Origin of the sequence: Gordonia sp. JH63 (assembly GCF_009856645.1) — a bacterium.
GTDB classification, from domain to species: Bacteria; Actinomycetota; Actinomycetes; order Mycobacteriales; family Mycobacteriaceae; genus Gordonia; species Gordonia hongkongensis.
Map to the genome: position 1 here is coordinate 4,662,551 of NZ_CP047235.1, position 21,777 is coordinate 4,684,327.

Below are 21,777 nucleotides of genomic sequence, written 5' to 3' on the forward strand. Positions count from 1 at the left end.
TCGGTGGTGCGTGGTAGGGGCAGCCGATTCTCGCACCTGCGGCCTGGGGGGTCAGCCCGCCACCACCGCCGCCGACTGCCGCGCGATGGCCAGCTCCTCATTGGTAGGCACAACAAGCACGTCCACCGCACTGTCATCCGCCGAGATGCGTCGAGCCTCTTTGCCACGCACAGCGTTTCGCTCGTCATCGACGACGATCCCGAACCCTTCCAACCCCGCCAGCGCACGGGCGCGGACCACGGCGGAGTTCTCCCCCACGCCGGCCGTGAACGTGATGGCATCGACGTGGCCGAGGGCGAAGGCGTAGGCGCCGAGGTAGCGGCGCAGGCGGTGGATGTAGACGTCGAAGGCGCGTCGGGCGGCGTCGTCACCGTTGTCCATCAGCTCGGTGATGGCGCGGAAGTCGTTCTCGCCGCACAGACCTCGAAGTCCCGAACGCTTGTTGAGCAGCGTGTCGATCTCGTCGACGGACAGGTTCGCCACCCGGTTCAGATGCAGGACCAGTCCGGGGTCGAGGTCACCGCTGCGGGTCCCCATCACCAGCCCCTCGAGCGGGGTCATACCCATCGACGTGTCGATCGGCTGCCCGCCCGCGATGGCCGACGCCGACGCGCCGTTGCCGAGGTGCAGCACGATCTGGTTCATCGACGCCGGGTCACGGTCGAAGAACTCGGCCACCCGGCCGGAGACGTATTCGTGGCTGGTGCCGTGAAAACCGTAGCGGCGGATGGCATGTTCGTCGGCGACCGCACGGTCGATCGCGTACGTCGCCGACGCGTCAGGGAGCCCGTGGAAGAACGCGGTGTCGAACACGGCCACCGAGGGGACGTCGGGGAGCAACTCCCGGGCCGCCAGGATGCCGACCAGGTTGGCCGGATTGTGCAGCGGCGCCAGCGGGGAGATCCGCTCGATCTCCGAGATCACCTCGGGGGTCACCACCGTCGGCTCGTAGAACGACCGGCCACCGTGCACCACCCGATGTCCGACCGCGCTCAGTCCCGCGTCGGCCAGATCGGTTCCGTTGTCGGCGAAGTAACGTTCCGCCCGTCGGACCGCGGCGAGGTGATCGTCGAGTTCCAGTGTCTCGGTGACGGTCTCGCCATTCTGTTCGTGTGTCATCGACGAACCGGAGTCGCCGATCCGCTCCGCGATGCCCTCCGCGATCACCGTGCCGTCCGCCGGCTGCACCAGTTGGTATTTCAGCGACGACGAGCCGGCGTTGAGCACCAGCACCGCACCCGACGCCCCGCTCATCGGGGGCCCTCGGCCTCGGCGGAGGCGACGTTCTCGGCGAGTGGGTCAACACCTTCCTGCTGGGCCTGGATCGCGGTGATGGCGACCGTGTTCACGATGTCCGAGACGAGGGCGCCGCGACTCAGGTCGTTGATCGGCTTGTTCAAGCCCTGCAGCACCGGGCCGATCGCGACCGCGCCCGCGCTGCGTTGCACCGCCTTGTACGTGTTGTTGCCCGTGTTGAGGTCGGGAAAGATCAGCACGGTCGCACGGCCGGCCACCGGCGAGTCGGGCATCTTGGTCTTCGCCACCGAGGGTTCCACCGCGGCGTCGTACTGGATCGGCCCCTCGACCAGCAGATCGGGTTGCCGCTCGCGCACGAGTTCGGTTGCGGTCTTGACCTTCTCGACGTCGGCACCCGATCCGGACGTCCCGGTCGAGTACGACAGCATCGCGACCCGGGGATCGATACCGAAGGCCGCCGAGGTCTGCGCCGAGGAGATGGCGATGTCGGCGAGCTGTTCGTCGGACGGATCCGGGACGATGGCGCAGTCTCCGTACGCGAGCACCTTGTCGGCCAGGCACATGAAGAACACGCTCGACACGGTGGACACCCCCGGCTTGGTCTTGATGATCTCGAAGGCCGGCCGGATCGTGTGGGCCGTGGTGTGCGACGCCCCCGACACCATCCCGTCGGCGCGCCCGGTGTGCACCATCATCGTGCCGAAGTAGGACACGTCCCGCATCTTCTCCTGTGCCCGTTCCAGATCCATGCCCTTGTGCTTGCGCAGCTCGGTGTAGATGCGGGCGAACTCGTCGAGATACTCCGACTCGGCCGGGTCGATGACCGTGACGTCGGAGAGGTCGAGGCCGAGTTCGATGGAACGCTCGCGCACCGCTTCGGGATCACCGAGCAGAGTGAGGTCGGCAACGCTGCGCCGCGCAAGCCTGTTGGCGGCCCGTAGGATTCGGTCGTCGTCGCCCTCCGGTAACACGATGTGCTTCCGGTCGGCGCGCGCGCGGGAGATCAGCCGGTACTCGAACATCTGCGGCGTCACCACGGTCGGCGTCGACACGTTGAGGTTGCGCATGACCTTCTCGGGGTCGACATGGGTCTCCATCATCGCCAGTGCGGCCTCGATCTTGTGTACCGAGCCCACCCCCACCTTGCCGCGCGTGTGAGCGGCGGTACGCGCGGTGTCGTAGGTGCCCTGCGGGCAGCTGATGATCGGCAGGGTCGGCTTCAACCCGCTCACCAGCGCCTCGATCATCGGGTGCGGCTTGAGTCCGCCGTTGAGGATGATGCCGGCGAGACGCGGGAAACCCTGTGCGGTGTTGGCGTTCACGAGTGCGAGGAGAACATCCGACCGGTCGGCGGGCGTGATGACCACGGTGCCGTCGGTGAGCCGCTCCAGGATGTGCTCGACGGTCATGCCACCGACCATCACCCGGAGCGCCTCGCGGTCGAGCAATTCCTCGTCACCGCTGTACATCGTCGCGCCGAGCGCCTCCTTGAGCTCCCCCATCGTGGGGGCGAAGAGCACCGGCTCCTCGGGTAGGCACAGCGCCGGAATCCCGGTGCTGCGCAACTGGTCCCGGATCTCGTCGAGGCGATCGGGGTCACACCGGTTGGCGACGAGCGCGACGGGGGTGGCATGGGCAGCGGTCACCTCGGCGATCAGCCCCTCGGCCAGACCGTGCATCTCTTCCGGCGACCGGTCGATCGCCTTGATCGCCAACACCATCGGCGCCGACAGATTCGCGGCGATCCGGGCGTTGTAGCTCAGCTCCGACGGGGTGCCGACGTCGGTGTAATCCGAACCCACGATGACCACGCGGTCGCAGCGGGACTGGATCGCGTGGAAGCGCGCGACGATCTCGGCAACCGCGCCCTCGGGATCGTTGTGCACCTCCTCGTAGGTGACACCGAGACAGTCCTCGTACGGGAGGTCGGCCGATTCGTAGTCGAGGAGGAGATCGAGGATCGGATCACGATCCTCCGCGGCCGTCCGCGAGATCGGACGGAACACCCCGACCCGCCCGCCGGTCGCCGACAGCAGGGCCAGCAACCCCAGCGCGACGATGGACTTACCGGTCTCGCCTTCAGCCGAGGCGATGTAGATGCTGGTCGTGGGGTCGGAGACGATCTGATCCGCGCTCGCGGGTCCGTCGGCGTCGGCGGTCTGGACTCTATCCGTGGCCATGCGCCCCAGCATAGTGGCGGACGGGCCGGGCAACCCCGGTCCCGGAGTCGGGCGTCAGAGCAGAATACCCGGATTGCACACACCGTCGGGATCGAGCGACTCCTTGACCGCCCGCAACGCGTCCAGGGCCAGGGGCCCGATCTCGTCGTGGTACGCGTCACGATGATCCCGCCCGACCGCGTGATGATGGGTGATGCTGGCACCGGACGCCCGGATCGCGGAATTGGCCGCGACTTTCGCCGCCCCCCACTGCGCGAGCGGGTCGTCGGCGAACGGTGCGACGACCGTGAAGTACAGCGAGGCACCCGACGCGTAGACGTGACTCACGTGGCACATGATCAGCGGCGGCGTACCCGACGCAGTGAGCGAGTCCGTCAGGGCGGCCGTCACCGCGGCGCGCGCATCGTGCAGCCTCGACCAGAACGCGACCGTCTCGAGCGTCTCGACCAACACCCCGGCATCGAGCAACGGATCGCGAAGGTACGGCCCCGCGAAACGTCCTGTCCGCCAGGCCTCTCCGGGACCCTCCCCCAGCGCCCCGCCACCGGCTTCGATCAACACCGACGACGCCGCATCGCGTCGCCGCGCCACCTCGTCGGCCGCACCCTCGTACCCGGCGACGACCAGACACCCGGCCCCGTCATCGCCGTGCTCGCTTCCGGCGCCGGCGTCATCCGGCGACCCGCTCGCTTCGCTCCCGGCGCCGGCGGGATCAGCGAGTTTCAACGCCGTCTCCACCTCGTCGGACAGGCGGAGCACCGTCGGCAGGGGACCGTCCTGGGCCAGCCGACGGAGAGCGGTCGCGCCCTCGGCGAACGAGGCGAACCGCCAGGCGTCGAAGACGCGGGTGGTCGGGGCCGGGCGGATACGGATCTGCACGCTCGTGATGACACCGAACACGCCCTCCGACCCGAGGACGAGCTGACGCAGGTCGGGTCCGGCCGCCGACCGCGGCGCGGTACCGAGTTCGATGGTTCCCCGCGGAGTCGCCAACACGAGACCCTCGACCATCTCGTCGAAGCGCCCGTACCCAGCCGAGGACTGGCCGGCCGAGCGAGTCGCGGCATATCCACCGATCCCGGCGCCCTCATAGGACTGCGGGAAATGACCGATGGTCCAACCCTTCTCGCGCAGGATCGCCTCGGCCGCGGGTCCGCGCAGACCGGCCTGCAGGGTCGCCGTCCGGGAGATCTCATCGATCTCCACCACGCGGTCGAGGCGGCGCAGGTCGAGACTGATCACGCCGGCGAATCCGGCGCGGTCCGGCGTCAACCCACCCACCACGGACGTCCCGCCGGTGAACGGCACCACCGCGATCCGTCGCTCCGAACACAACCGCAGGATCGCGACAACTTCCTCGTGGTCGCCCGGGTACACGACGAGGTCGGGCGCGTCGTCGGCGTCACCCGCGCGCAACCGCAGGATGTCCGGGGTGGAGTACCCGCGCGTGTGCTGCACCCGTGCCGCGTCCGCGTCGGAGACGTGGTCGGCGCCGACGACAGCCGAGACCTCTTCGCGGACAGCAGCATCGACCGTCGACCGAGCCGGCGAGATCGTCCCCGGGTCGACGCCGGCGTCGGTTTTCCGGTCCCCGGCCAGCGCAGCCGCGGCGCCGGGCAGTTCGGCCGTGCGCGCCGGGTCTCCCCAGCGCGGCCGAAGCATCCCCACGACGGGGATCGCGGTTTCGTCGGACACGTGCTCGCCGGTCATCGGACCGGGCCCGGCCGGTTGCCGCCCGTCGGCGCGCCACCGCTCTCGGTGTCGTCTCGGACGATCGCCCGCACGACCAGTTCGGCGATCTGCTCGTCACTCAAGAAGCTGTCGGGGATGAGCATGAGGGAGTAGATGGTGCGCACGAGGAACTCCGCGGCACCCCGCGGGGTGGGGAACAGCTGGTCCCCGATCTCGGGTTCCAGATCGGGCAGGGCCTCCGACACGATCTGATGGATGAGGGTGGGCCCGGCCGAATCGTTGGTGGCGACGAGCGCGCGGACCACTTCCTCCGGCTCCTTGCGCAGCACGTACTGCAACGCGTCGTGGTTGCGGATGTAGGGCAGCACGTTCACCACCTGCGCGTGGATCTTGCCCGCCGCGTCGGGCGCGGTCGCCGACCACTCGATCAACTTGCCCCGGAGCAGCGACACCTCGCGTTCCACGATGGCCGTGACCAGCGCTTCGCGGCCGCCGAACATCCGGTAGGCGGTCGCCCGCGCCACCCCGGCGTGCCGGGCCACCGACGTCAGACTCAGCGTCTTGGCCCCGAACCGGGACACCAGCCCGACTCCGACATCCACCATGCGGTCACGATCCATGCGAAAACCGTAGCGAATCAGGATGAGGCGGGAACCGTCGTGGTGGTCGTCGTGGTGGTCACGGCGTTGCCCGGTGCGGCGTCCTCGGTGGTCGGAGGCGTCGTGGTGATCTCGGCGGGGCCCTCCGGCTCGGATGACGTCGAGGGCGCCGACGGGACAGGCGCCGGTGACGTACGGCGGACCGAAGGCGTCGTCCGCGCCGGCTCCGGCGTCTCGGCGCGCGCGGTGATCGTGGTCTGCCGGTCCACGCGGTCGGCGCCCGCACCGCCGCCGAGGCAATGGACGACGAAGGTCCTCGGCAAATTCGGATACACCGACGCCGTGAGGGCCCCACGCGACCCCGGCCCCATCGTGGTGGCGGCGGTGGGGTGGACCGCGCCGCTCGGTGTGAGGGTGCATTCCACCGCCGGATTGCGCGTCGCATTGTTGTAGAGACCGATCTGCAACCGGGTCCCGTCGACGCGGTACGAACACCCGGGGATCGGTCCGGAACCGGTGAGCGGTCCGCAGTTCACACTGGGCGACGCCGCGGGCGACTCCGAGTCGACAGCCAGAAGCGTTGTCGCCGTGGCGAAAGTCAGCGATCCGCCGATGGCGAGGCCGGCGACGAACTTGCGCATGGCGATGTCTCCTCGGTTGCGGTCGTGCCGGGAACGCGTCGTGTATCGGAGGGCGTCATCGTCGGCGACGACACGTCCAGGCTACGCGCCGACCGGCCCGTACGCGGTCTCATCGGCAGCAATCGGCGGGCGATGGCGACCCCACCGAGACAGAGGAGTCCCCCGACAATGCCGACGCCGGTGGGCAACTCGTCGAGCAGCGCCCACGACAGGACGATGACGATTGCGGGGACCACGAGAGTGGTGGCCGCCATCGCACTCGCGTCGGTGCGGGCCAGCGCATAGGCCCACGTGGAGAACGCGATCGCGGTCGGCCCGACCCCGAGGTAGATCACCGCCCAGATCGCCCCCGACTCGGCGCCGGACAGCTCGGTTACGGCGACGGGGGCGAAGGGCGCGGTGGCCACGAGACCGGCGACCGCACCGAGCCAGGTCGCGGTCAGCGCGTCGACGCTGCGTAGGGCCGATTTTTGGATCAGCACACCGGTCGCGTAGAGAACCGCCGCGGCGACCCCGAGCACGATGCCGAGCCAGTCGGCGTGCGCGTCCGCGGTGGCGGACCCGCCGGCGGCGATCAGCACCACACCGGCGAAGGCGATCGTCATACCGATCACGAGGTGACGCGGGAACCCTTCTCCGAGAAAGAGTCCCGCGGCGACGGCCACGAGGATCGGTGCCAGGTTCACCAGCAGCGCCGCGGTCCCGGCGTCGAGGTGGCGTTCGGCCCAGTTCAGCAGGACGGTGTAGCCCGCGAACCAAGCGACCCCGTACGCCGTCACCAGGGCGAGCGCACGGCCGCGCGGTAGCAGCGGACGGGCCGACGCCCCGGTTGTCCGTGCGCGCAGACGTACCACCATCACGATGAGCGTCAGCGGGATCACCGCAGCCAGCAACCGCAGGAACGCCATGGAACCCGGTGAGAACGTGTCACCGAGCGCGCGGATGCCGATGAACGCCGACGCCCACAGCACGACGGTGACGACGGCGGCCAGAGCCGGCAGGGAAGCGGTGGCGGACCCAGCCGATGCCGGTGTCGGGCGCGAGGACATGTGTTCCAGATTCACTCATCCGGCACTTCAGGACAAGTGAATACTTGTTCCGAACATTTCAGCGCCGCTGCACAGTTGCCGCGGTATCGTCGCCCCATGGTCGACATCCACCGCCTTCGGGTTCTGCGCTCGGTCATCGGCGAGCAGTCCATCGGCGGAGCCGCGGCCTCGCTCGGATACACGCCGTCAGCGGTCAGCCAGCACATCGCCACCCTGCAGCGCGAGACCGGGTTGTCGCTGGTGGAGCGAGACGGTCGCGGCATCGTACCCACCGAGGCCGGCACCATCCTGGCCCGCGAGTCCGACACCGTCTTCGAGCAGATCGCCCGTATCGACGGTCTGATCTCGGAGCTGCGCGACGGCCGGCTCGGTCAGCTGCGCATCAACTACTTCGCCTCGGCGGGCGCCACCTGGATCCCGCCGATCGTCGCCACCATCTCGCGCGAATTCCCCGGATTGCGATTGGATCTCCGCCTCATCGAGCTGATGGGCCCGTCGTCGGCGGCACCCGACATCGAGATCTATGTCGAGGACAGTCAACGCCCGTCCGCGGACGTGGCCGGGTTCGTCGGACGCCGGCTGACCACCGACCCGTATTCCGCTGTCGTACCCGTGGATTCAGCATGGGCGGCGCTGGAGTCGGTGACCCTGCGCGAACTGTCCCAGGTCCCGTGGGTCGACAACGACGTGGCGCGGGGACCCTGCCGGCAGGCAGTGCTCGACGCATGTACGTCGGTCGGTTTCGTACCCGACTTCAGCGTCGAGACCCAGGACTATCCGACCGCGATACGGTTCGTCGCGGCCGGGGTCGGACTCACCGTCGTCCCCCGGCTCGCGCTCGTCGACCTGCCGCCCGGCGTCACGGCAGTTCCCATCGTCGACCCAACGCCCGCACGCGAGGTGCGGGTCCGGGTACGGCAGAGCGGACTCGACCTGCCGCCCGTCCGACGAGTGCTCGAGATGCTCGACGCCGCCGTCGCGCAGGGGTTTTCGTGATCAGCCGAGCTTGCGCAGGCGCGGGGCGAGGTCGCGTTCGAAGTTCTCCAGGAACCGCTGCTGGTCGTGCCCGGGGGCGTGGAAGACGAGGTGGTTGAGCCCGGCGTCGGTGTAGAACTTGACCTTCTCGACGGCCTCGTCGGGGTCGGAGGAGACGATCCACCGCTTGGCGACCTGTTCGATCGGGAGCTCGTCGGCCAGCCGCTCCATCTCGGTCGAGCTGTTGACGCTGTGCTTCTGCTCCGGGGTCAGCGACAGCGGGGCCCAGAAGCGGGTGTTCTCCAGCGCCAGTTCAGGATCGGGATCGTAGGAGATCTTGATCTCGATCATCTTGTCGATGGTGTCGACATCGCGCTCGGCCTTTGCCGCTCCTTCGGCGACCGCGGGCAGCAGCTTCTCGGTGTAGAGCTCGGGCCCCTTGCCCGAGGTACAGATGAAACCGTCGCCGGCACGGCCCGCGTAGCGTGCGACCACCGGCCCGCCGGCGGCGACGTAGACCGGGATCGGTTGCTCGGGAATGTCATACATGTAGGCGCCCTGCGTGTGGTAGTACTCGCCGTCGAAGTTGACCTCTTCGCCGGTCCACAGTTCGCGCATGAGTTTGATCGACTCGCGCAGGCGCGCGAAGCGTTCCTTGAACTCCGGCCACTCTCCCTGGAACCCGGTCGCGTACTCGTTGAGCGCTTCGCCCGTGCCGACACCGAGCATGATGCGTCCGGGGTAGAGGCAGCCCATCGTGGCGAAGGCCTGCGCGATGACCGCGGGGTTGTAGCGGAAGGTCGGGGTCATGACCGAGGTGCCGATCTGCACGCGCTTGGTGCGCTCGCCGACCGCCGCCATCCAGGCCAGCGAGAACGGGGCGTGGCCGCCGTTGTGCCGCCAGGGCTGGAAGTGATCGCTCACCGCAACCGAATCCATGCCGTGCTCTTCAGCCGCGACCGCGATCTCCACCAGCTCGCGCGGATCGAACTGCTCCGCCGACGCCTTGAAACCGAGCTTGAGTTCTGCCATGTCCATCGCTCCTTCGCCACCGGCCCTCACCCGCCGGCGCGGGCCGGTCTGCGGAGTCGGCCCAATCGTCGTGTGACCTCGCATACCAACGTAGAGCATGCGGACAGACGCCGACGTCGGGAGCCGGACGGGACCTCAGCCGGCCGGGGCGACCCAGCATGTTCGCACTCGGGATTCCTCTGGCAGCGAACAAGCTGGACCTCAAGTTGGGTTTAAGTTCTACCGTGGACGGCATGAGTATGCAGTCCGTGGCCTGGGACATGATGTACAAGTCCTCCACCCAGCCCAGCAGCAAGCGATTACGGGGCGACCGCCGGGTGACACTTCGCCGTATCGGTGGGTTCGCCCGACCGCACCGACGCCGGATCGGATGGTTCCTCCTGCTGTCGGTCTTCACCGCGGTGCTGACCGTCGTGACCCCGCTGTTGGCGGGTCGCGTCGTCAACGTCATCACCGAGAGCGGCTCGGAGATGATGATCGTCGGACTCGCGGTCGCCATCGCGCTGATCGCCGTCGCCGAGGCCGCCGCGGGAATCGGGGTCCGGTGGCTGTCGGCGAACATCGGGGAGGGTCTCATTCTCGACCTACGGCGAGCTGTCTTCGACCACGTGCAGCGGATGCCGATCGCGTTCTTCACCCGCACCCGCACCGGGGCCCTGGTGAGCCGGCTCAACAACGACGTCATCGGCGCCCAGCGGGCATTCAGCGACACCTTGTCCGGCGTCGTGTCCAACATCGTCACACTCACCCTGACGCTGGGCGTCATGATCGCGATCAGTTGGCAGATCACATTGCTTGCGCTGATCCTGCTGCCGGTCTTCGTGATACCGGCGCGGCGGATGGGCCGGCGCATGGCCGCACTCTCCCGCGAGGCCGCCGAGCACAACGCCCGGATGTCGACGCAGATGACCGAGCGCTTCTCCGCCCCCGGCGCCACGCTGGTGAAACTGTTCGGGCGCCCCGATCTCGAGTCGCGCGAGTTCGCCGACCGCGCCGACCGGGTCCGCGACATCGGCGTACGCCGGTCGATGTTGCAGGCGTACTTCATGACGACGCTGATGCTGGTGTCCGCGTTGGCCCTCGCCCTGGTCTACGGGCTCGGCGGATGGCTTGCGGTACAGGATCATCTGTCCGCGGGCGCGGTCGTCTCTCTGGCGCTGCTGCTCACCCGGATGTATGCGCCGCTGACAGCTCTGGCGAACGCCCGCGTCGAGATCATGAGCGCCCTGGTCAGTTTCGAGCGCGTCTTCGAGGTCCTGGACCTACAACCCCTCATCGCTGACGCACCCGACGCGATCCCGGTGCCCGGCACCGAGAGCGGGCGGCCCGTCCCGGTGTCCGTCCGATTCGAGGACGTGTCCTTCGCCTATCCGGCGGCGGACAAGGTGTCGCTGGCATCACTGGAAGAGGTTGCCCAACTGGATAATCGGGCCGGCACGACGGTCCTGCACCATGTCGACCTAGACGTCCCGGCCGGCAGCATGGTGGCTCTCGTGGGCAGTTCCGGTGCCGGCAAGTCGACCATCGCGAGTCTCGCGACCCGCCTCTACGACGTCGACGAGGGCTCGATTCAGCTGGCCGGAGTCGACATCCGGAAACTGCAGACCGCATCGGTCCACCGGACCGTCGGTCTCGTCACCCAGGACGGCCACCTCTTCCACGACACCATCCGGGCGAATCTCGTGCTCGCCCAGCCGAACACGTCCGATGACGAGATCTGGGACGCACTGCGACGGGCTCGGCTCGACGAGCTGGTCGGCTCACTGCCCGACGGACTGGACACCGTCGTCGGCGAACGCGGGTACCGGCTGTCCGGCGGTGAGCGCCAACGCATGACGATCGCCCGTCTGCTGCTCGCACAACCGTCGGTGGTCATCCTCGACGAGGCGACCGCGCATCTCGATTCGACGTCGGAGGCGGCGGTCCAGGCGGCGCTCGGCGAGGCCCTCGAGGGACGGACCTCGATCGTCATCGCGCACCGGCTGTCGACGATCCGAGCCGCCGACGAGATCGTCGTGCTCGAAGCCGGGCGTGTCGTCGAACGCGGTGATCATCCGACGCTCCTGGCGCGCAACGGACGCTATGCCGAGCTCTACCGGACGCAGTTCGCCGAGGACGACCCCGAGGACTCGGATTCGCTGACGGCGTGACCCTTCGTGACGCGCCCCGGTTTCCTGCTCCCTGAGGTGCGAACGAAGCGAGCCCAACCACCGCTCCCTGAGGTGCGAGCGAAGCGAGCCACGAAGGGTCTCGCAAGGTGTCTCACCAGGCCCTTCGTGGCTCGTCGCTAGCGCTCCTCGCACCTCAGGGAGCAATGGATATGTCGTTCTCTCGGATCAGGGAGCAGGGGTGAGCTCAGTCGTCGAGGTCGTCGAAGTTGTCGATCAGGCCGCGGCGCCGGGGGCGATCGTCGGTGTCCTTGACCCGCTCACCGAGGCGGCGGCGGAGCTGCATGGCGATCAGCACGACGTTCACGATCACCACGGCGATCCCGACGGCCACCCAGAACCACCGGCCGTCCTGCCACCAGCCGACCGTCAGCCAGCCGATGCAGAAGATGAGGATGGTCGCGCCGACGATTGTCAGCGTCATCGAGAACGTCTGCGCGCTCCGCGAGAAGTCGGGGCCGGTGGTCACGATGATCTCCTGCAGTGGTGGACAGCTGATGGTCGCGGCCGCCGACATGGGCAGAGTGCCGTTGTGGAGCGCAGGTCAGGACTGGATCACCATGGCAACCGCGACGAGGACGGCCACCACCACTATCGCAGCGACCACGAGCATGACCTGCGCCGGCCCCGGCATCTCGCCGCCGGTGGTCAGCGCTCGCGTGGTCCGTCGCCACCGCCAGGCGCCGAGGACCGCCAGCGAGGCACCGAGTCCGACCATCACGACGCCGAGCGCGACGTCGACCATCGGCGTCGTCTCGTCGGGAGCGAGGTAGACCACCGCGATACCGGCCGCCATGAAGCCGAGTGCGGTCCGCACCCAGGCGAGCAGCGTTCGTTCGGCGGCGAGGGTGAACCGGGCGTCCACTGCGCCGGGCGGTCTGGTCTCCAGCTCGTCGGCGTACGACTGCCCCGGGTTCACCGCATCCGGAGTCGCCGGGTTCGGGGTACTCACCCCGTCAGCCGGCCCGTTTGCCCGTTCGCTCGTCAGTGCTCTTGCCCTCTCGGATCGCTTCGGCGGCGAAGGCCGCGGTCACCTCGACCGCGTCCAGGGTCTCCGGGTGGCGGGCGCTCAACACCGGGAAGGCGTGCACCTGCCATGCGTAGAGGTGCGCCACGGCCGTGACGCCCGCAGCGTCGAGCGACTCGACGAGGTCGATGACGTCGGGCTCGAGCATCTCACCTTCGGCCGCGACCAGCACGGTCGGCGGGAACGAGGTGAGATCGGCGTCGGCGATGCGGCGCACGCCGGTCAGCTGGACGGGCCCCTGATCGAACTGGGGCGCCAACCGGGCCATCTTCGACTTGGGCAGATAGGCGTCGGATCGACTCGAACGGTCCGGGTGGACCCCCAGGTCCATGTCGAGGAGTGGCGAGAACCCGATCAGCGCCGTGGGTGTGGGCAGGCCGCGCGCCGTGGCCGCCTCGACCACCTTCGCGGCCAAGAAACCGCCGGCCGAGTCACCGGCGACGATCACCCGCCGGAAGCCACGCTCGTTGATCAGCTCGGCGTAGGCGTCGACCGCGTCCACGACGGACGTCCCGACACCGGCCTTCGGCAGCTGCCGGTACTCGAGTGAGAACACCGGCACCTCACACGCCCGCGCCATCCGCGCGGCGATCGATCGGTGGGTGCCGAGCCCGCAGACCACGAAGGCGCCGCCGTGCAGGTAGAGCATCGCGGTGTCGCCGTCCCGGCGGGACGGTCCGACCGGCATGATCAGCTCGGCGGGCCGCCCGGCGAGGACCAGCTGCTCACGGACCACGCCGCGGGGTTTGGGTCCAACGGCAAAGATGCGGTCGATGAGGAACAGCCCCGCCAGCCCCTGCTTGTTGATCGGCCACAGCGCCAGGGTCGGTTTCAGGAGCGCACGCGCACCGAACCAGATGGGGAACGACCGCAGGCTCGGCCGACGGTGATGAACGATGGGCATCAGATTCCTCCTGTGCCCGAACGTACACCCCGGGAGCGTCCGTTTCAGTCCGTTCGTCGGGGTCGCCGTTCACGGTGTCGAGGTCGTTCGGTCACCTTCGTCGGCTATATTCTCGGACTCGTGACCAGATCGCGGATGCGCCCGGCAGGTGCCGCTTAGGTGCCCATTCCACCTCAATTCCTCCTGTCTGCACAGGCAGACCCGCCGCGCACCCTCTGCGACGTGCTCACCGCCACCGCGCGTGCACACCCGGATGCCGCGGCCATCGACGACGGCGAGATGACCCTCACCTACGGCCAGTTGCTGGCCGTGGTCCGCCGCACGGTCGCACGTCTCGGCGAGGTCGGCGTCGGGCGGGGAAGCCGGGTCGGCATCCGGATGCCGTCGGGGTCGCGGGACCTGTACGTCGCGATCCTGGCGACCCTCTATGCCGGCGCCGCGTACGTGCCGGTCGACGCCGACGACCCGGACGAACGCGCCGAGCTCGTCTTCGGCGAGGCCGAGGTCGACGCCATCGTCGACGCCGACGGACCCCGTTCGACGAAACCGGCGTCGACGCCCGCGCAATCTCCTGCCCGCCCCACACCCGACGACGACGCGTGGATCATCTTCACCTCCGGTTCCACCGGCAAGCCGAAGGGCGTCGCGGTCACCCACCGCAACGCGGCGGCGTTCGTCGACGCCGAGGCGGCCATGTTCCTGCCGGACGCCCCGATCGGCCCGCACGACCGTGTCCTGGCCGGACTGTCGGTCGCGTTCGACGCCTCGTGCGAGGAGATGTGGCTGGCGTGGCGCAACGGCGCGTGCCTGGTGCCCGCACCGCGCTCGCTGGTCCGCAGCGGCATGGACCTCGGTCCGTGGTTGGTGGCGCGCGACATCACGATCGTGTCGACGGTTCCCACGCTGGCATCCCTGTGGCCGCCGGAGGCGCTGGAAGCCGTGCGGCTGTTGATCTTCGGCGGCGAGGCCTGCCCGCCCGAGCTCGCCGACCGGCTCGCCGTCACAGGTCGCGAGGTGTGGAACACCTACGGCCCCACCGAGGCGACGGTCGTGGCGTGCGCCGCCCCGCTGGGCGGCGACGGCCCGGTCCGTATCGGATTGCCGCTGCGCGGTTGGGATCTCGCGGTCGTCGATGCCCAGGGCCAACCGGTGGCCGAAGGCGAGGTCGGCGAACTGGTTATCGGCGGCGTCGGCCTGGCGCGCTACCTCGATCCCGCGAAGGACGCGGAGAAGTACGCACCGATGCCCACGCTCGGCTGGGAACGCGCCTATCGCAGTGGCGATCTCGTGCGCCTGGACACCGCCGGCCTGTTGTTCATGGGCCGCGCCGACGACCAGGTGAAGGTCGGCGGACGGCGCATCGAACTCGGCGAGATCGACAACGCTCTGCAGAACCTGCCCGGCGTGAGCGGAGCCGCAGCCGCGGTCCGCAAGTCCGCGGCTGGCAACAGTCTGCTCGTCGGCTATCTCGTGTCGGCCGATCCCGGCTTCGACGTCGCCGAGGCGCACGCCGAGCTGCGGCGACAGCTGCCCGCCGCGATGGTCCCCACCCTCGCCCTCGTCGACGAATTGCCTACGCGCACTTCGGGAAAGGTCGATCGTGATGCGCTGCCCTGGCCCCTGCCGGGCAGCGACAGACCAGTGGATGACGACGTTGAACTCAGCGAGACCGAACTGTGGCTGGCGCAGCTGTGGACCGACGTCCTCGGCATGACCGTCTCCAGCCCGGACGTCGACTTCTTTGCCGAGGGCGGTGGATCACTGGCCGCGGCCCAGCTCGTCACCGCGGTGCGGGAACGCTACCCCGACATCTCGGTGGCCGATCTCTACGACCGTCCGCGCCTCGGGTCCATGGCCGAGATGCTCGACGCCCGCCGCCCGACGACGAGCATCGATGAACGCCTCGTCGAACCGACCCCACGCTCGGCCGGGCTGGCGCAGCTCCTGCTGACCATCCCGCTGACTTCGCTCACCGGATTGCAGTGGGCCACATGGCTCGGTGTGGCGAACAACGTGGCGCTGCTCGTCGCCGACCGGATGGATCGCACGGTCGAGTGGCTGGTCGAGATCAACTGGTGGGTCCTGCTCGCGGCGTTCCTGATCTTCATCACCCCGCCCGGTCGCATGTGCATCGCGGCGCTCGGTGCGCGGGTGCTCCTCGCCGGGGTCGCTCCGGGCGTTCATCCGCGGGGCGGGAGCGTCCACGTCCGGCTTTGGGTGGCCGAGCGACTCCTCGACGCCAGCGGTGCCGCCAACCTGTCCGGTGCGCCGTGGATGATCTACCTCGCGCGGGCTCTCGGTGCGTCGATCGGGCGCGGCGTCGACCTGCACACCATCCCGCCGGTGACCGGACTGCTCACGGTCGGGGACGGCGCGTCCGTCGAACCCGAGGTCGACATCTCCGGATGGTGGATCGACGGCGACGACGTCCACATCGGCGAGATCGCCATCAAACGCGGCGCGTCGATCGGTGCCCGGTCGACGCTCACCCCTGGTGCGGTCGTCGGACGTGACGCGGTCGTCGCCCCGGGTTCGGCGGTGTTCGGCCGGGTCAAGGCCCGGCAGCACTGGGCCGGGTCGCCCGCGGTGAAGATCGGCAAGGCCGAGCATCCCTGGCCCGACCACCGGCCCCCGCGGGCGACGTGGTGGGTACCGATCTACGGACTGTCGTCGTTGGGGCTCGCCGCCATCCCCCTGCTCTCGCTCGCCTCCGGCCTGGCCGTCATCGGCGCCTGGGCGCTGACCGCGGACCGGTTGCGCGACGTCGGGATCCGGGCGCTGATCCTGTTACCCGTGGCCACCGTCACGAGCCTGTTCGTGTTCGCGGCGATCACCGCGGTCCTGGTCCGGCTCGCCTCGATCGGGCTCCACACCGGGTATCACCCGGTCCGGTCCCGCGTCGGCTGGCAGGTCTGGATCACCGAACGCCTTCTCGACGCGGCCCGCACCTATCTGTTCCCGCTGTATGCCAGCCTGCTGACCCCGACGTGGTTCCGCATCCTCGGCGCGAAGGTCGGTGAGGGAACCGAGATCTCGACCGCGCTCGTGCTCCCCAAGTTCACCACGATCGGCGACGGCGCCTTCCTCGCCGACGACACGATGGTCGCGTCGTACGAACTCGGTGGCGGCTGGCTGCACATCGACGAGGCGAAGATCGGCAAGCGCTCCTTCCTCGGCAACTCCGGCATGACCGGCCCCGGGCGCAAGGTCCCCAAGAACGGTCTGGTGGCCGTGCTGTCGGCGACGCCCGACCGGGCCAAGTCGGGCTCGAGTTGGCTGGGCAGCCCACCGGTCCGCCTGCGCCGCACCGCCGCCGAGATCGACACCTCACGCACCTTCGACCCGCCGGCGACGCTCAAGGTCGCCCGCTCGCTGATCGAGACATTGCGCCTGGTGCCGGTCATGGTGTCGTTCGGGCTCGGCGTCGGACTGCTGCTCGCGCTGCAGTATGTGGCTGTCCATGAGCACTACGGGGTCGCGGCAGCGGTGAGCGGTCTGCTCCTGCTCGTCGTCGGCGCGATCGCCTGCGTCACCGCAGCGGCGGCGAAATGGCTGGTCGTCGGCCGCATCACGGTGAGCGAACATCCGCTGTGGAGTTCGTTCGTGTGGCGGAACGAGCTGTCCGACGCCTTCGTCGAGACAGTCGCGGCTCCGTGGTTCGCCAACGCCGCGACCGGCACGCCGATCCTCAACCTGTGGCTGCGGATGCTCGGCGCCAAGATCGGCCGCGGCGTCTGGTGCGAGACCTACTGGCTGCCCGAGGCCGACCTCGTCACCCTCGGCGACGGCGCGACCGTGCAGCGCGGCTGCGTCGTGCAGACCCACCTGTTCCACGATCGGGTCATGGCCATCGACCGTGTCACGCTCGGGGCGGGGGCGACCCTCGGCCCGCACTGCGTCGCCCTACCGGCGTCCGGACTCGGCGACTCGGCGACCGTCGGGCCGGCATCGCTGGTCATGCGCGGCGACGTGGTCCCGGCCCACACCCGCTGGCAGGGGAACCCCATCGCTCCCTGGCCGCGCTGATCTCCAGCTGGTCGAGCAGCGTCGACCGAGCGCAGCGAGGGGTTTCGACAAGCTCAACCGGCAGAAGGGGTCGAGGCCACCTGTCAGACCGCGGGCTCCCCGGTGGCCGGCTGCTCGACCTTCTTGGGCAGCGTGAGCAGCGTGGCGATCGACAGCGCGACGAGCATGATGCCGCCGACCCAGGCCAGCACCTCGAGCGAGAACGCGGGCAACACCATCATCACGATGCCCGCGATGATCGCGATGATGCCGGAGAGGATCAGGAACCAGGTGGGTGCGTGCCCGGACTTGGTGATCGCGGCGTACAGGTCGGCGACTCCCTGGAAGATCCAGCCGATGCCGATGAACACGGCCAGCAGCCACACGGCGTCGCCGGGACTGAACAGCGCGATCACGCCGGCCAGCAGCACGATCGCGCCGACGATGCCGAGCATCACCCGGACCCCGGTGCTCAGGAACGACGCCGCGAAGGCCTGATAGATGCGGAAGATGCCGGCGATGATCAGCGAGATCGCGAACAGGATGGCGAGGACGACGATGGTCGGCCCCGGCCACAGGATCGCGATGACCCCGATCACGATGCCGACGATCGACGTGATGATGAGTGCCGTGCGGACGGCACCGACCAGTTCGTCGGGGAAGTGCTTGGTGTACACCGTGGCGAAAGTCATGGTGGGAGGTTATCCGGCACAGCAGGATCCGGCGCGCTATTCGCTCAGGAGCGGCACAAACCCGACCGCATCGCCGACGCGGATGAACAGCGGGGTAACAAGTAACGATGACCAACATCGCGTTCTTCGAGCCGATCTCCGACACCGGCCGGCCCGGCGCCGGTCTCCGATACCGGCCGACACCCTTCGCCGCCAGCCTGTGGGCGCCCGGCACCCTGAACGGTCCGGCGGTGTGCGGCCTCGCCGCGCGGGCGGTCGAGACCGAGTTCGGTGACGATGAGTTCGTACCCGCCCGGTGCACCATCGACCTCTTCAAGGCCGCGCGCGACATCGTCACCTCGACCCGGGTCCGAATCGTCCGATCGGGCGGACGAATCCGGGTCGTCGACGTCGACGTGCTCCAACACCCCGAAGGTGCGGATGAGGTGGTCGTCGCGCGCGGCACGACGGTGTTCCTGCGCACCTCGACCAACCCGCCCGGGCAGCGGTGGCATCGCCCCGCGGACGCGGTCACCTTCCACCCACCCGAGATCGCCTCCGACGACGACCTGTCCCCCCGGTTCGCCTCCGATGCCGCGGACGACGCCGTCGGCGAATGGGAGCGCGACATGGGCAATCACCAGAACGGGCACCGCAAACGGATGTGGTCGCGGGCCGCACCCATCGTGGCGGGCGAGAAGCTCACCCCGTTCCAGCGGGCGGTCGTCAGCGCCGAGTCCGCGAGCCTGGTGTCGAACTGGGGCAGCACCGGCATCGGTTTCATCAACTGCGATCTGACCGTCGCCCTGAGCCGTCTGCCGTCGGGTGAGCGGGTCGGGGTCGAGGCCGACGTCCACATCGAGGACGACGGCGTCTCGGTCAGCAACGCGGGACTCTACGACGCCGACGGCATGTTCGGGACCGCGCTCGTGACCGCGGTGAACAATGCCGCCGCGCAGATCGACTTCACCACCGTGGACACCTCGGAGCGCTATCGCGAAGCCTGAGTTCGACACGACTGTTCGCGGTGGTCGGGCACCGTAGCGGACCTCACACATATCTCTCAGGTCTTGATAAGGTCACGGCCATGACACGGCGCCTCGCACGGCTTTTCCTGGGTCTTGTCGTCACCTTGCTCGCTCTGGCCCTGACGACGACCCTGGCCGCCTCCCCCGCCCACGCCGCCCGCTACGCCAACGGTCCGGCGACCATCGTCAACCGATTGACGGGGCCGTTCGCGATGAACGACACCATCGGACGGTTCAACATTGTCGGTACCGATCTCGGTGTCATGTGGGACAACGGCCGAGGTGAGATCCTCACGGCGTTCGGTGACACCCAGTCGTTCAACGGGTGGTCCCTCCTGTACGGCGAGCTCTACTACTGGCGGTCCAACGTCCTGCTGCGCAGCACGGACCGCCACCTGGCCGACGGCATGACGTTCACCTCGCACGCCGGCCGGCCGGGTCATGCCAAGCGCCTGCTCAAGCCGAACGTCCGCCGCGAGATCACGATCATCCCGACCGCCGGCGTGGCCGCCAACGGCAAGCAGTACATGACCGTGATGTCGGTCAAACGGTGGGATTCGCCCGGCATCTGGACCACCAACTGGGCGGGCCTCGTCTCCTCCACCGACAACGGCGAGAACTGGCGCTCGGTCGGTGCGTTCCGCCCCAATGGCGGCGGCAACAAGAAGTTCCAGATGGGCGCCTTCCTGAAGGTCGGCAAGACCGTCTACTACTACGGCACACCCGACGGCCGCTGGGGCGGTGTCTACCTCGCGCGCGTCGACGAGAAGGACATCGAGAATCTCGGCAAGTGGCAGTACTTCTCGTACGGCCGTTGGGTTCCGAACAACCCCGACGCCGCCACCCCGGTGATGGGCGCCCCGACGGGCGAGATGTCGGTCCAGTGGAACGACTATCTGGGCAAGTACATCTCGTTGGCGAGCCAGGACGTCGGCGTGACGCTGCGCACCGCCGACAACCCCTGGGGCCCATGGACTTCTGGTGAGATCGTCGCACCTTCGGTGGACCCGTACACGGGTTACGCGCCGTACATCCACCCGTGGTCGAAGGGCAGCACCCTCTACTTCACCTACTCGGTCTCCATCGGCTATCAGGTGTACCTCATGCGTCTGCCGCTGCGGCGCGGCTGATCTCGACCACTGCCTCGGGGCGATTGCCCCGAGGCTGCCGATGATCAACTGGCGGCGATGGTGAGCACGACCAGCGGGATGGGGCGGTCGACCTTGGACTGGAAGTCCGCCAGCAGTGGGTTGTTGGCCAGCACCCAGGCTGCGAACTCGTCGTAGTCCTCGCCTTCGAGCACCTTGCCGGTCCCCTGATGCGTATTGTTTCGGAACTCGATCATGACCTGTGGATTCGCCCTGATGTTGTACCACCATGCCGGGTACTTGTCCTCGATGAACGAGCTCACGTACATGGTGTCGTCGCGGTAACAGGGCCCCAGTGGAACCGTGTGCGGCTTTCCGCTCTTGGCCCCGGTGGTGGTGAGCAGGATGAGGTCCGCGCCCGCGTAAGCGCCGCCCACCTTGCCCGCGTTCTCCCGAAACTCCTTGATCACATCATCGTTCCAGTTGGCGATGCCATCCTCTTGATCCCACGCCTGGTTCCACGGCGCATTCGGATCGTCGTAGTCGGTGATATTGGTCTGATCGGGTTGTCCTGCTGTCGATTCGGTTTCACTCATGAACCGAGTGTGTCGTCGAGTTAGGACAGTTACGGTCCTAACTCAAAATCGCTACGAAAACTCGTCCTGCACCTGTCGTAGGTGACCCTCCGACACGTCGGGGCGGTTGACGTCCGTTTCCGGACCCAACCGCCCCGGCGCGTCTGTTGGTGCTCAGCTCTGGCCGAGCATGCCCTTCATCTGGTCGATCTCGGCCTGCTGGGTCCGCTTGACCTCTAGGGCAAGGGTTTTCGTCGCGGGGTCGACGCCGTCGGCGAGTACCGCATCGGCCATCGCGATGGCGCCCTCGTGGTGCCGGATCATGCCCTCGAGCCAGAGCCGGTCGAACTCGGGACCGCGTGCGTCCCGCAAGGCGGTCATCTGGTCTGGGCTGAGCATGCCCGGCATCGCGGAGTGACCACCGTGGCCCATGTTCTCGTGGCCGTCGTCGAGGCCGTCGGTACTGACTCCCCAACTCTCCAGACGGTTCTCCATCTGCTCGATCTCGGCGTCCTGGGCCTTCTCGATCGTCGACGCGAGGGCGATCAGCTCCGCATTGTCCGTCCGGCCCTCGACGAGTTCGGCCATCTCCACGGCCTGGTCATGGTGTCCGATCATCGTCGAGGTGAATTCGACGTCGGCCTCGTTGTGAGTGGCCGACGCCGGAGCTTGCGTCGCCACCGATGCCGAGGTGTTGGCGGAGGTGGCGTCGCTCGCCGTTTCGTCGGGTGAGCAACCGGCGACCGCGATGAGTGCCGCCGCGGCCAGGCCGACCCCTGACGCCGTCCGAATACGGCGCCGAGATGTGTTGTGTACGTACATGAGTGCATTCCTTGCTGCTGTCGGAGTTCCCGGCGGGCGCGACGCCGGCCGAGAGGGAGGAGAG

The 21,777-nt window shown here is 68.5% G+C and carries 18 protein-coding genes; 5 read left to right on the plus strand and 13 right to left on the minus strand.

Going from position 1 to position 21,777, the window contains the following annotated elements; genetic code table 11:
* Positions 1-51: 51 nt before the first annotated feature.
* Genes GR168_RS20680 through GR168_RS20705 form a run of 6 tightly spaced genes read right to left on the minus strand, consistent with a single transcriptional unit; the run spans position 52 to position 7,418 of the window.
* The gene (locus tag GR168_RS20680) at positions 52-1,254 is read right to left on the minus strand and encodes an acetate kinase (RefSeq protein ID WP_159371579.1); all 1,203 of its coding nucleotides are present in this window, start codon (positions 1,252-1,254) and stop codon (positions 52-54) included.
* Complete coding sequence (gene pta, locus GR168_RS20685) at positions 1,251-3,449, minus strand: phosphate acetyltransferase (RefSeq protein ID WP_159371988.1); 2,199 nt, start codon at positions 3,447-3,449, stop codon at positions 1,251-1,253. Before pta ends, GR168_RS20680 begins: the two co-directional genes overlap by 4 nt.
* 42 nt (positions 3,450-3,491) lie before the next feature.
* Positions 3,492-5,147 carry an FAD-binding oxidoreductase gene (locus GR168_RS20690; protein ID WP_203235873.1) on the minus strand — a complete coding sequence of 552 codons (1,656 nt, stop codon included), beginning with the start codon at positions 5,145-5,147 and terminating at the stop codon, positions 3,492-3,494.
* On the minus strand, positions 5,144-5,749 hold the full coding sequence (locus GR168_RS20695) for a TetR/AcrR family transcriptional regulator (RefSeq protein WP_159371581.1): 606 nt from the start codon (positions 5,747-5,749) through the stop codon (positions 5,144-5,146). The genes GR168_RS20690 and GR168_RS20695 overlap by 4 nt, the downstream gene beginning before the upstream one ends.
* 17 nt (positions 5,750-5,766) lie before the next feature.
* Positions 5,767-6,369: a hypothetical protein gene (locus GR168_RS20700; RefSeq protein ID WP_159371582.1), complete on the minus strand. Its 603-nt coding sequence runs from the start codon at positions 6,367-6,369 to the stop codon at positions 5,767-5,769.
* Complete coding sequence (locus GR168_RS20705; protein WP_159371583.1) at positions 6,327-7,418, minus strand: DMT family transporter; 1,092 nt, start codon at positions 7,416-7,418, stop codon at positions 6,327-6,329. Before GR168_RS20705 ends, GR168_RS20700 begins: the two co-directional genes overlap by 43 nt.
* Before the next feature lie 96 nt (positions 7,419-7,514).
* Between GR168_RS20705 and GR168_RS20710 the strand changes: the two genes are divergently transcribed.
* Positions 7,515-8,414: a LysR family transcriptional regulator gene (locus GR168_RS20710; RefSeq protein WP_058249597.1), complete on the plus strand. Its 900-nt coding sequence runs from the start codon at positions 7,515-7,517 to the stop codon at positions 8,412-8,414.
* Here GR168_RS20710 and fgd read toward each other — a convergent pair whose 3' ends face one another.
* Entirely contained in the window at positions 8,415-9,425 is a 1,011-nt protein-coding gene (gene fgd / locus GR168_RS20715) for a glucose-6-phosphate dehydrogenase (coenzyme-F420) (protein ID WP_065630452.1), read from the minus strand.
* 233 nt (positions 9,426-9,658) lie between these two features.
* Here fgd and GR168_RS20720 point away from each other — a divergent pair, with 233 nt between their 5' ends.
* Positions 9,659-11,575 (plus strand): ABC transporter ATP-binding protein, encoded by a 1,917-nt coding sequence (locus tag GR168_RS20720; RefSeq protein ID WP_159371584.1) that lies wholly within the window; start codon positions 9,659-9,661, stop codon positions 11,573-11,575.
* 205 nt (positions 11,576-11,780) lie between these two features.
* Here GR168_RS20720 and GR168_RS20725 read toward each other — a convergent pair whose 3' ends face one another.
* From GR168_RS20725 to GR168_RS20735, 3 genes are all read right to left on the minus strand, one after another.
* Positions 11,781-12,062: a hypothetical protein gene (locus GR168_RS20725; protein WP_159371585.1), complete on the minus strand. Its 282-nt coding sequence runs from the start codon at positions 12,060-12,062 to the stop codon at positions 11,781-11,783.
* A 75-nt stretch (positions 12,063-12,137) separates the two neighbouring features.
* On the minus strand, positions 12,138-12,545 hold the full coding sequence (locus GR168_RS20730; RefSeq protein ID WP_159371586.1) for a DUF202 domain-containing protein: 408 nt from the start codon (positions 12,543-12,545) through the stop codon (positions 12,138-12,140).
* A 4-nt stretch (positions 12,546-12,549) separates the two neighbouring features.
* Positions 12,550-13,524, minus strand: a complete 975-nt coding sequence (locus GR168_RS20735) for an alpha/beta hydrolase (protein ID WP_159371587.1) — start codon at positions 13,522-13,524, stop codon at positions 12,550-12,552.
* Between the two features lie 159 nt (positions 13,525-13,683).
* Here GR168_RS20735 and GR168_RS20740 point away from each other — a divergent pair, with 159 nt between their 5' ends.
* Positions 13,684-17,550 carry a Pls/PosA family non-ribosomal peptide synthetase gene (locus GR168_RS20740; RefSeq protein ID WP_159371588.1) on the plus strand — a complete coding sequence of 1,289 codons (3,867 nt, stop codon included), beginning with the start codon at positions 13,684-13,686 and terminating at the stop codon, positions 17,548-17,550.
* Positions 17,551-17,633: 83 nt separating this feature from the next.
* Here the strand turns inward: GR168_RS20740 and GR168_RS20745 are convergent, their stop codons facing one another.
* A complete protein-coding gene (locus GR168_RS20745; RefSeq protein ID WP_068971230.1) occupies positions 17,634-18,221 on the minus strand; it encodes a DUF308 domain-containing protein in 588 nt (195 codons plus the stop codon).
* 107 nt (positions 18,222-18,328) lie between these two features.
* Here GR168_RS20745 and GR168_RS20750 point away from each other — a divergent pair, with 107 nt between their 5' ends.
* Both GR168_RS20750 and GR168_RS20755 read left to right on the plus strand, forming a co-directional pair.
* The gene (locus tag GR168_RS20750; RefSeq protein ID WP_159371589.1) at positions 18,329-19,207 is read left to right on the plus strand and encodes an acyl-CoA thioesterase domain-containing protein; all 879 of its coding nucleotides are present in this window, start codon (positions 18,329-18,331) and stop codon (positions 19,205-19,207) included.
* A gap of 80 nt (positions 19,208-19,287) precedes the next feature.
* Positions 19,288-20,358, plus strand: coding sequence for a DUF4185 domain-containing protein (locus tag GR168_RS20755; RefSeq protein ID WP_058252206.1), 1,071 nt, complete (start codon positions 19,288-19,290; stop codon positions 20,356-20,358).
* Between the two features lie 44 nt (positions 20,359-20,402).
* Here the strand turns inward: GR168_RS20755 and GR168_RS20760 are convergent, their stop codons facing one another.
* Positions 20,403-20,912 carry a nitroreductase/quinone reductase family protein gene (locus tag GR168_RS20760; RefSeq protein WP_159371590.1) on the minus strand — a complete coding sequence of 170 codons (510 nt, stop codon included), beginning with the start codon at positions 20,910-20,912 and terminating at the stop codon, positions 20,403-20,405.
* Between the two features lie 153 nt (positions 20,913-21,065).
* The gene (locus GR168_RS20765) at positions 21,066-21,713 is read right to left on the minus strand and encodes a DUF305 domain-containing protein (protein ID WP_159371591.1); all 648 of its coding nucleotides are present in this window, start codon (positions 21,711-21,713) and stop codon (positions 21,066-21,068) included.
* Positions 21,714-21,777 lie beyond the last annotated feature (64 nt).

What these genes read in the sequence shown, in the direction of transcription:
- GR168_RS20765 (WP_159371591.1), bottom strand. Translation starts at nt 21,713, where the DNA reads ATGTACGTACACAACACATCTCGGCGCCGTATTCGGACGGCGTCAGGG.
- GR168_RS20750 (WP_159371589.1), top strand. Translation starts at nt 18,329, where the DNA reads ATGACCAACATCGCGTTCTTCGAGCCGATCTCCGACACCGGCCGGCCC.
- fgd (WP_065630452.1), bottom strand. Translation starts at nt 9,425, where the DNA reads ATGGCAGAACTCAAGCTCGGTTTCAAGGCGTCGGCGGAGCAGTTCGAT.
- GR168_RS20755 (WP_058252206.1), top strand. Translation starts at nt 19,288, where the DNA reads ATGACACGGCGCCTCGCACGGCTTTTCCTGGGTCTTGTCGTCACCTTG.
- GR168_RS20695 (WP_159371581.1), bottom strand. Translation starts at nt 5,749, where the DNA reads ATGGATCGTGACCGCATGGTGGATGTCGGAGTCGGGCTGGTGTCCCGG.
- GR168_RS20745 (WP_068971230.1), bottom strand. Translation starts at nt 18,221, where the DNA reads ATGACTTTCGCCACGGTGTACACCAAGCACTTCCCCGACGAACTGGTC.
- GR168_RS20760 (WP_159371590.1), bottom strand. Translation starts at nt 20,912, where the DNA reads ATGAGTGAAACCGAATCGACAGCAGGACAACCCGATCAGACCAATATC.
- pta (WP_159371988.1), bottom strand. Translation starts at nt 3,449, where the DNA reads ATGCTGGGGCGCATGGCCACGGATAGAGTCCAGACCGCCGACGCCGAC.
- GR168_RS20705 (WP_159371583.1), bottom strand. Translation starts at nt 7,418, where the DNA reads ATGTCCTCGCGCCCGACACCGGCATCGGCTGGGTCCGCCACCGCTTCC.
- GR168_RS20690 (WP_203235873.1), bottom strand. Translation starts at nt 5,147, where the DNA reads ATGACCGGCGAGCACGTGTCCGACGAAACCGCGATCCCCGTCGTGGGG.
- GR168_RS20700 (WP_159371582.1), bottom strand. Translation starts at nt 6,369, where the DNA reads ATGCGCAAGTTCGTCGCCGGCCTCGCCATCGGCGGATCGCTGACTTTC.
- GR168_RS20720 (WP_159371584.1), top strand. Translation starts at nt 9,659, where the DNA reads ATGAGTATGCAGTCCGTGGCCTGGGACATGATGTACAAGTCCTCCACC.
- GR168_RS20680 (WP_159371579.1), bottom strand. Translation starts at nt 1,254, where the DNA reads ATGAGCGGGGCGTCGGGTGCGGTGCTGGTGCTCAACGCCGGCTCGTCG.
- GR168_RS20735 (WP_159371587.1), bottom strand. Translation starts at nt 13,524, where the DNA reads ATGCCCATCGTTCATCACCGTCGGCCGAGCCTGCGGTCGTTCCCCATC.
- GR168_RS20710 (WP_058249597.1), top strand. Translation starts at nt 7,515, where the DNA reads ATGGTCGACATCCACCGCCTTCGGGTTCTGCGCTCGGTCATCGGCGAG.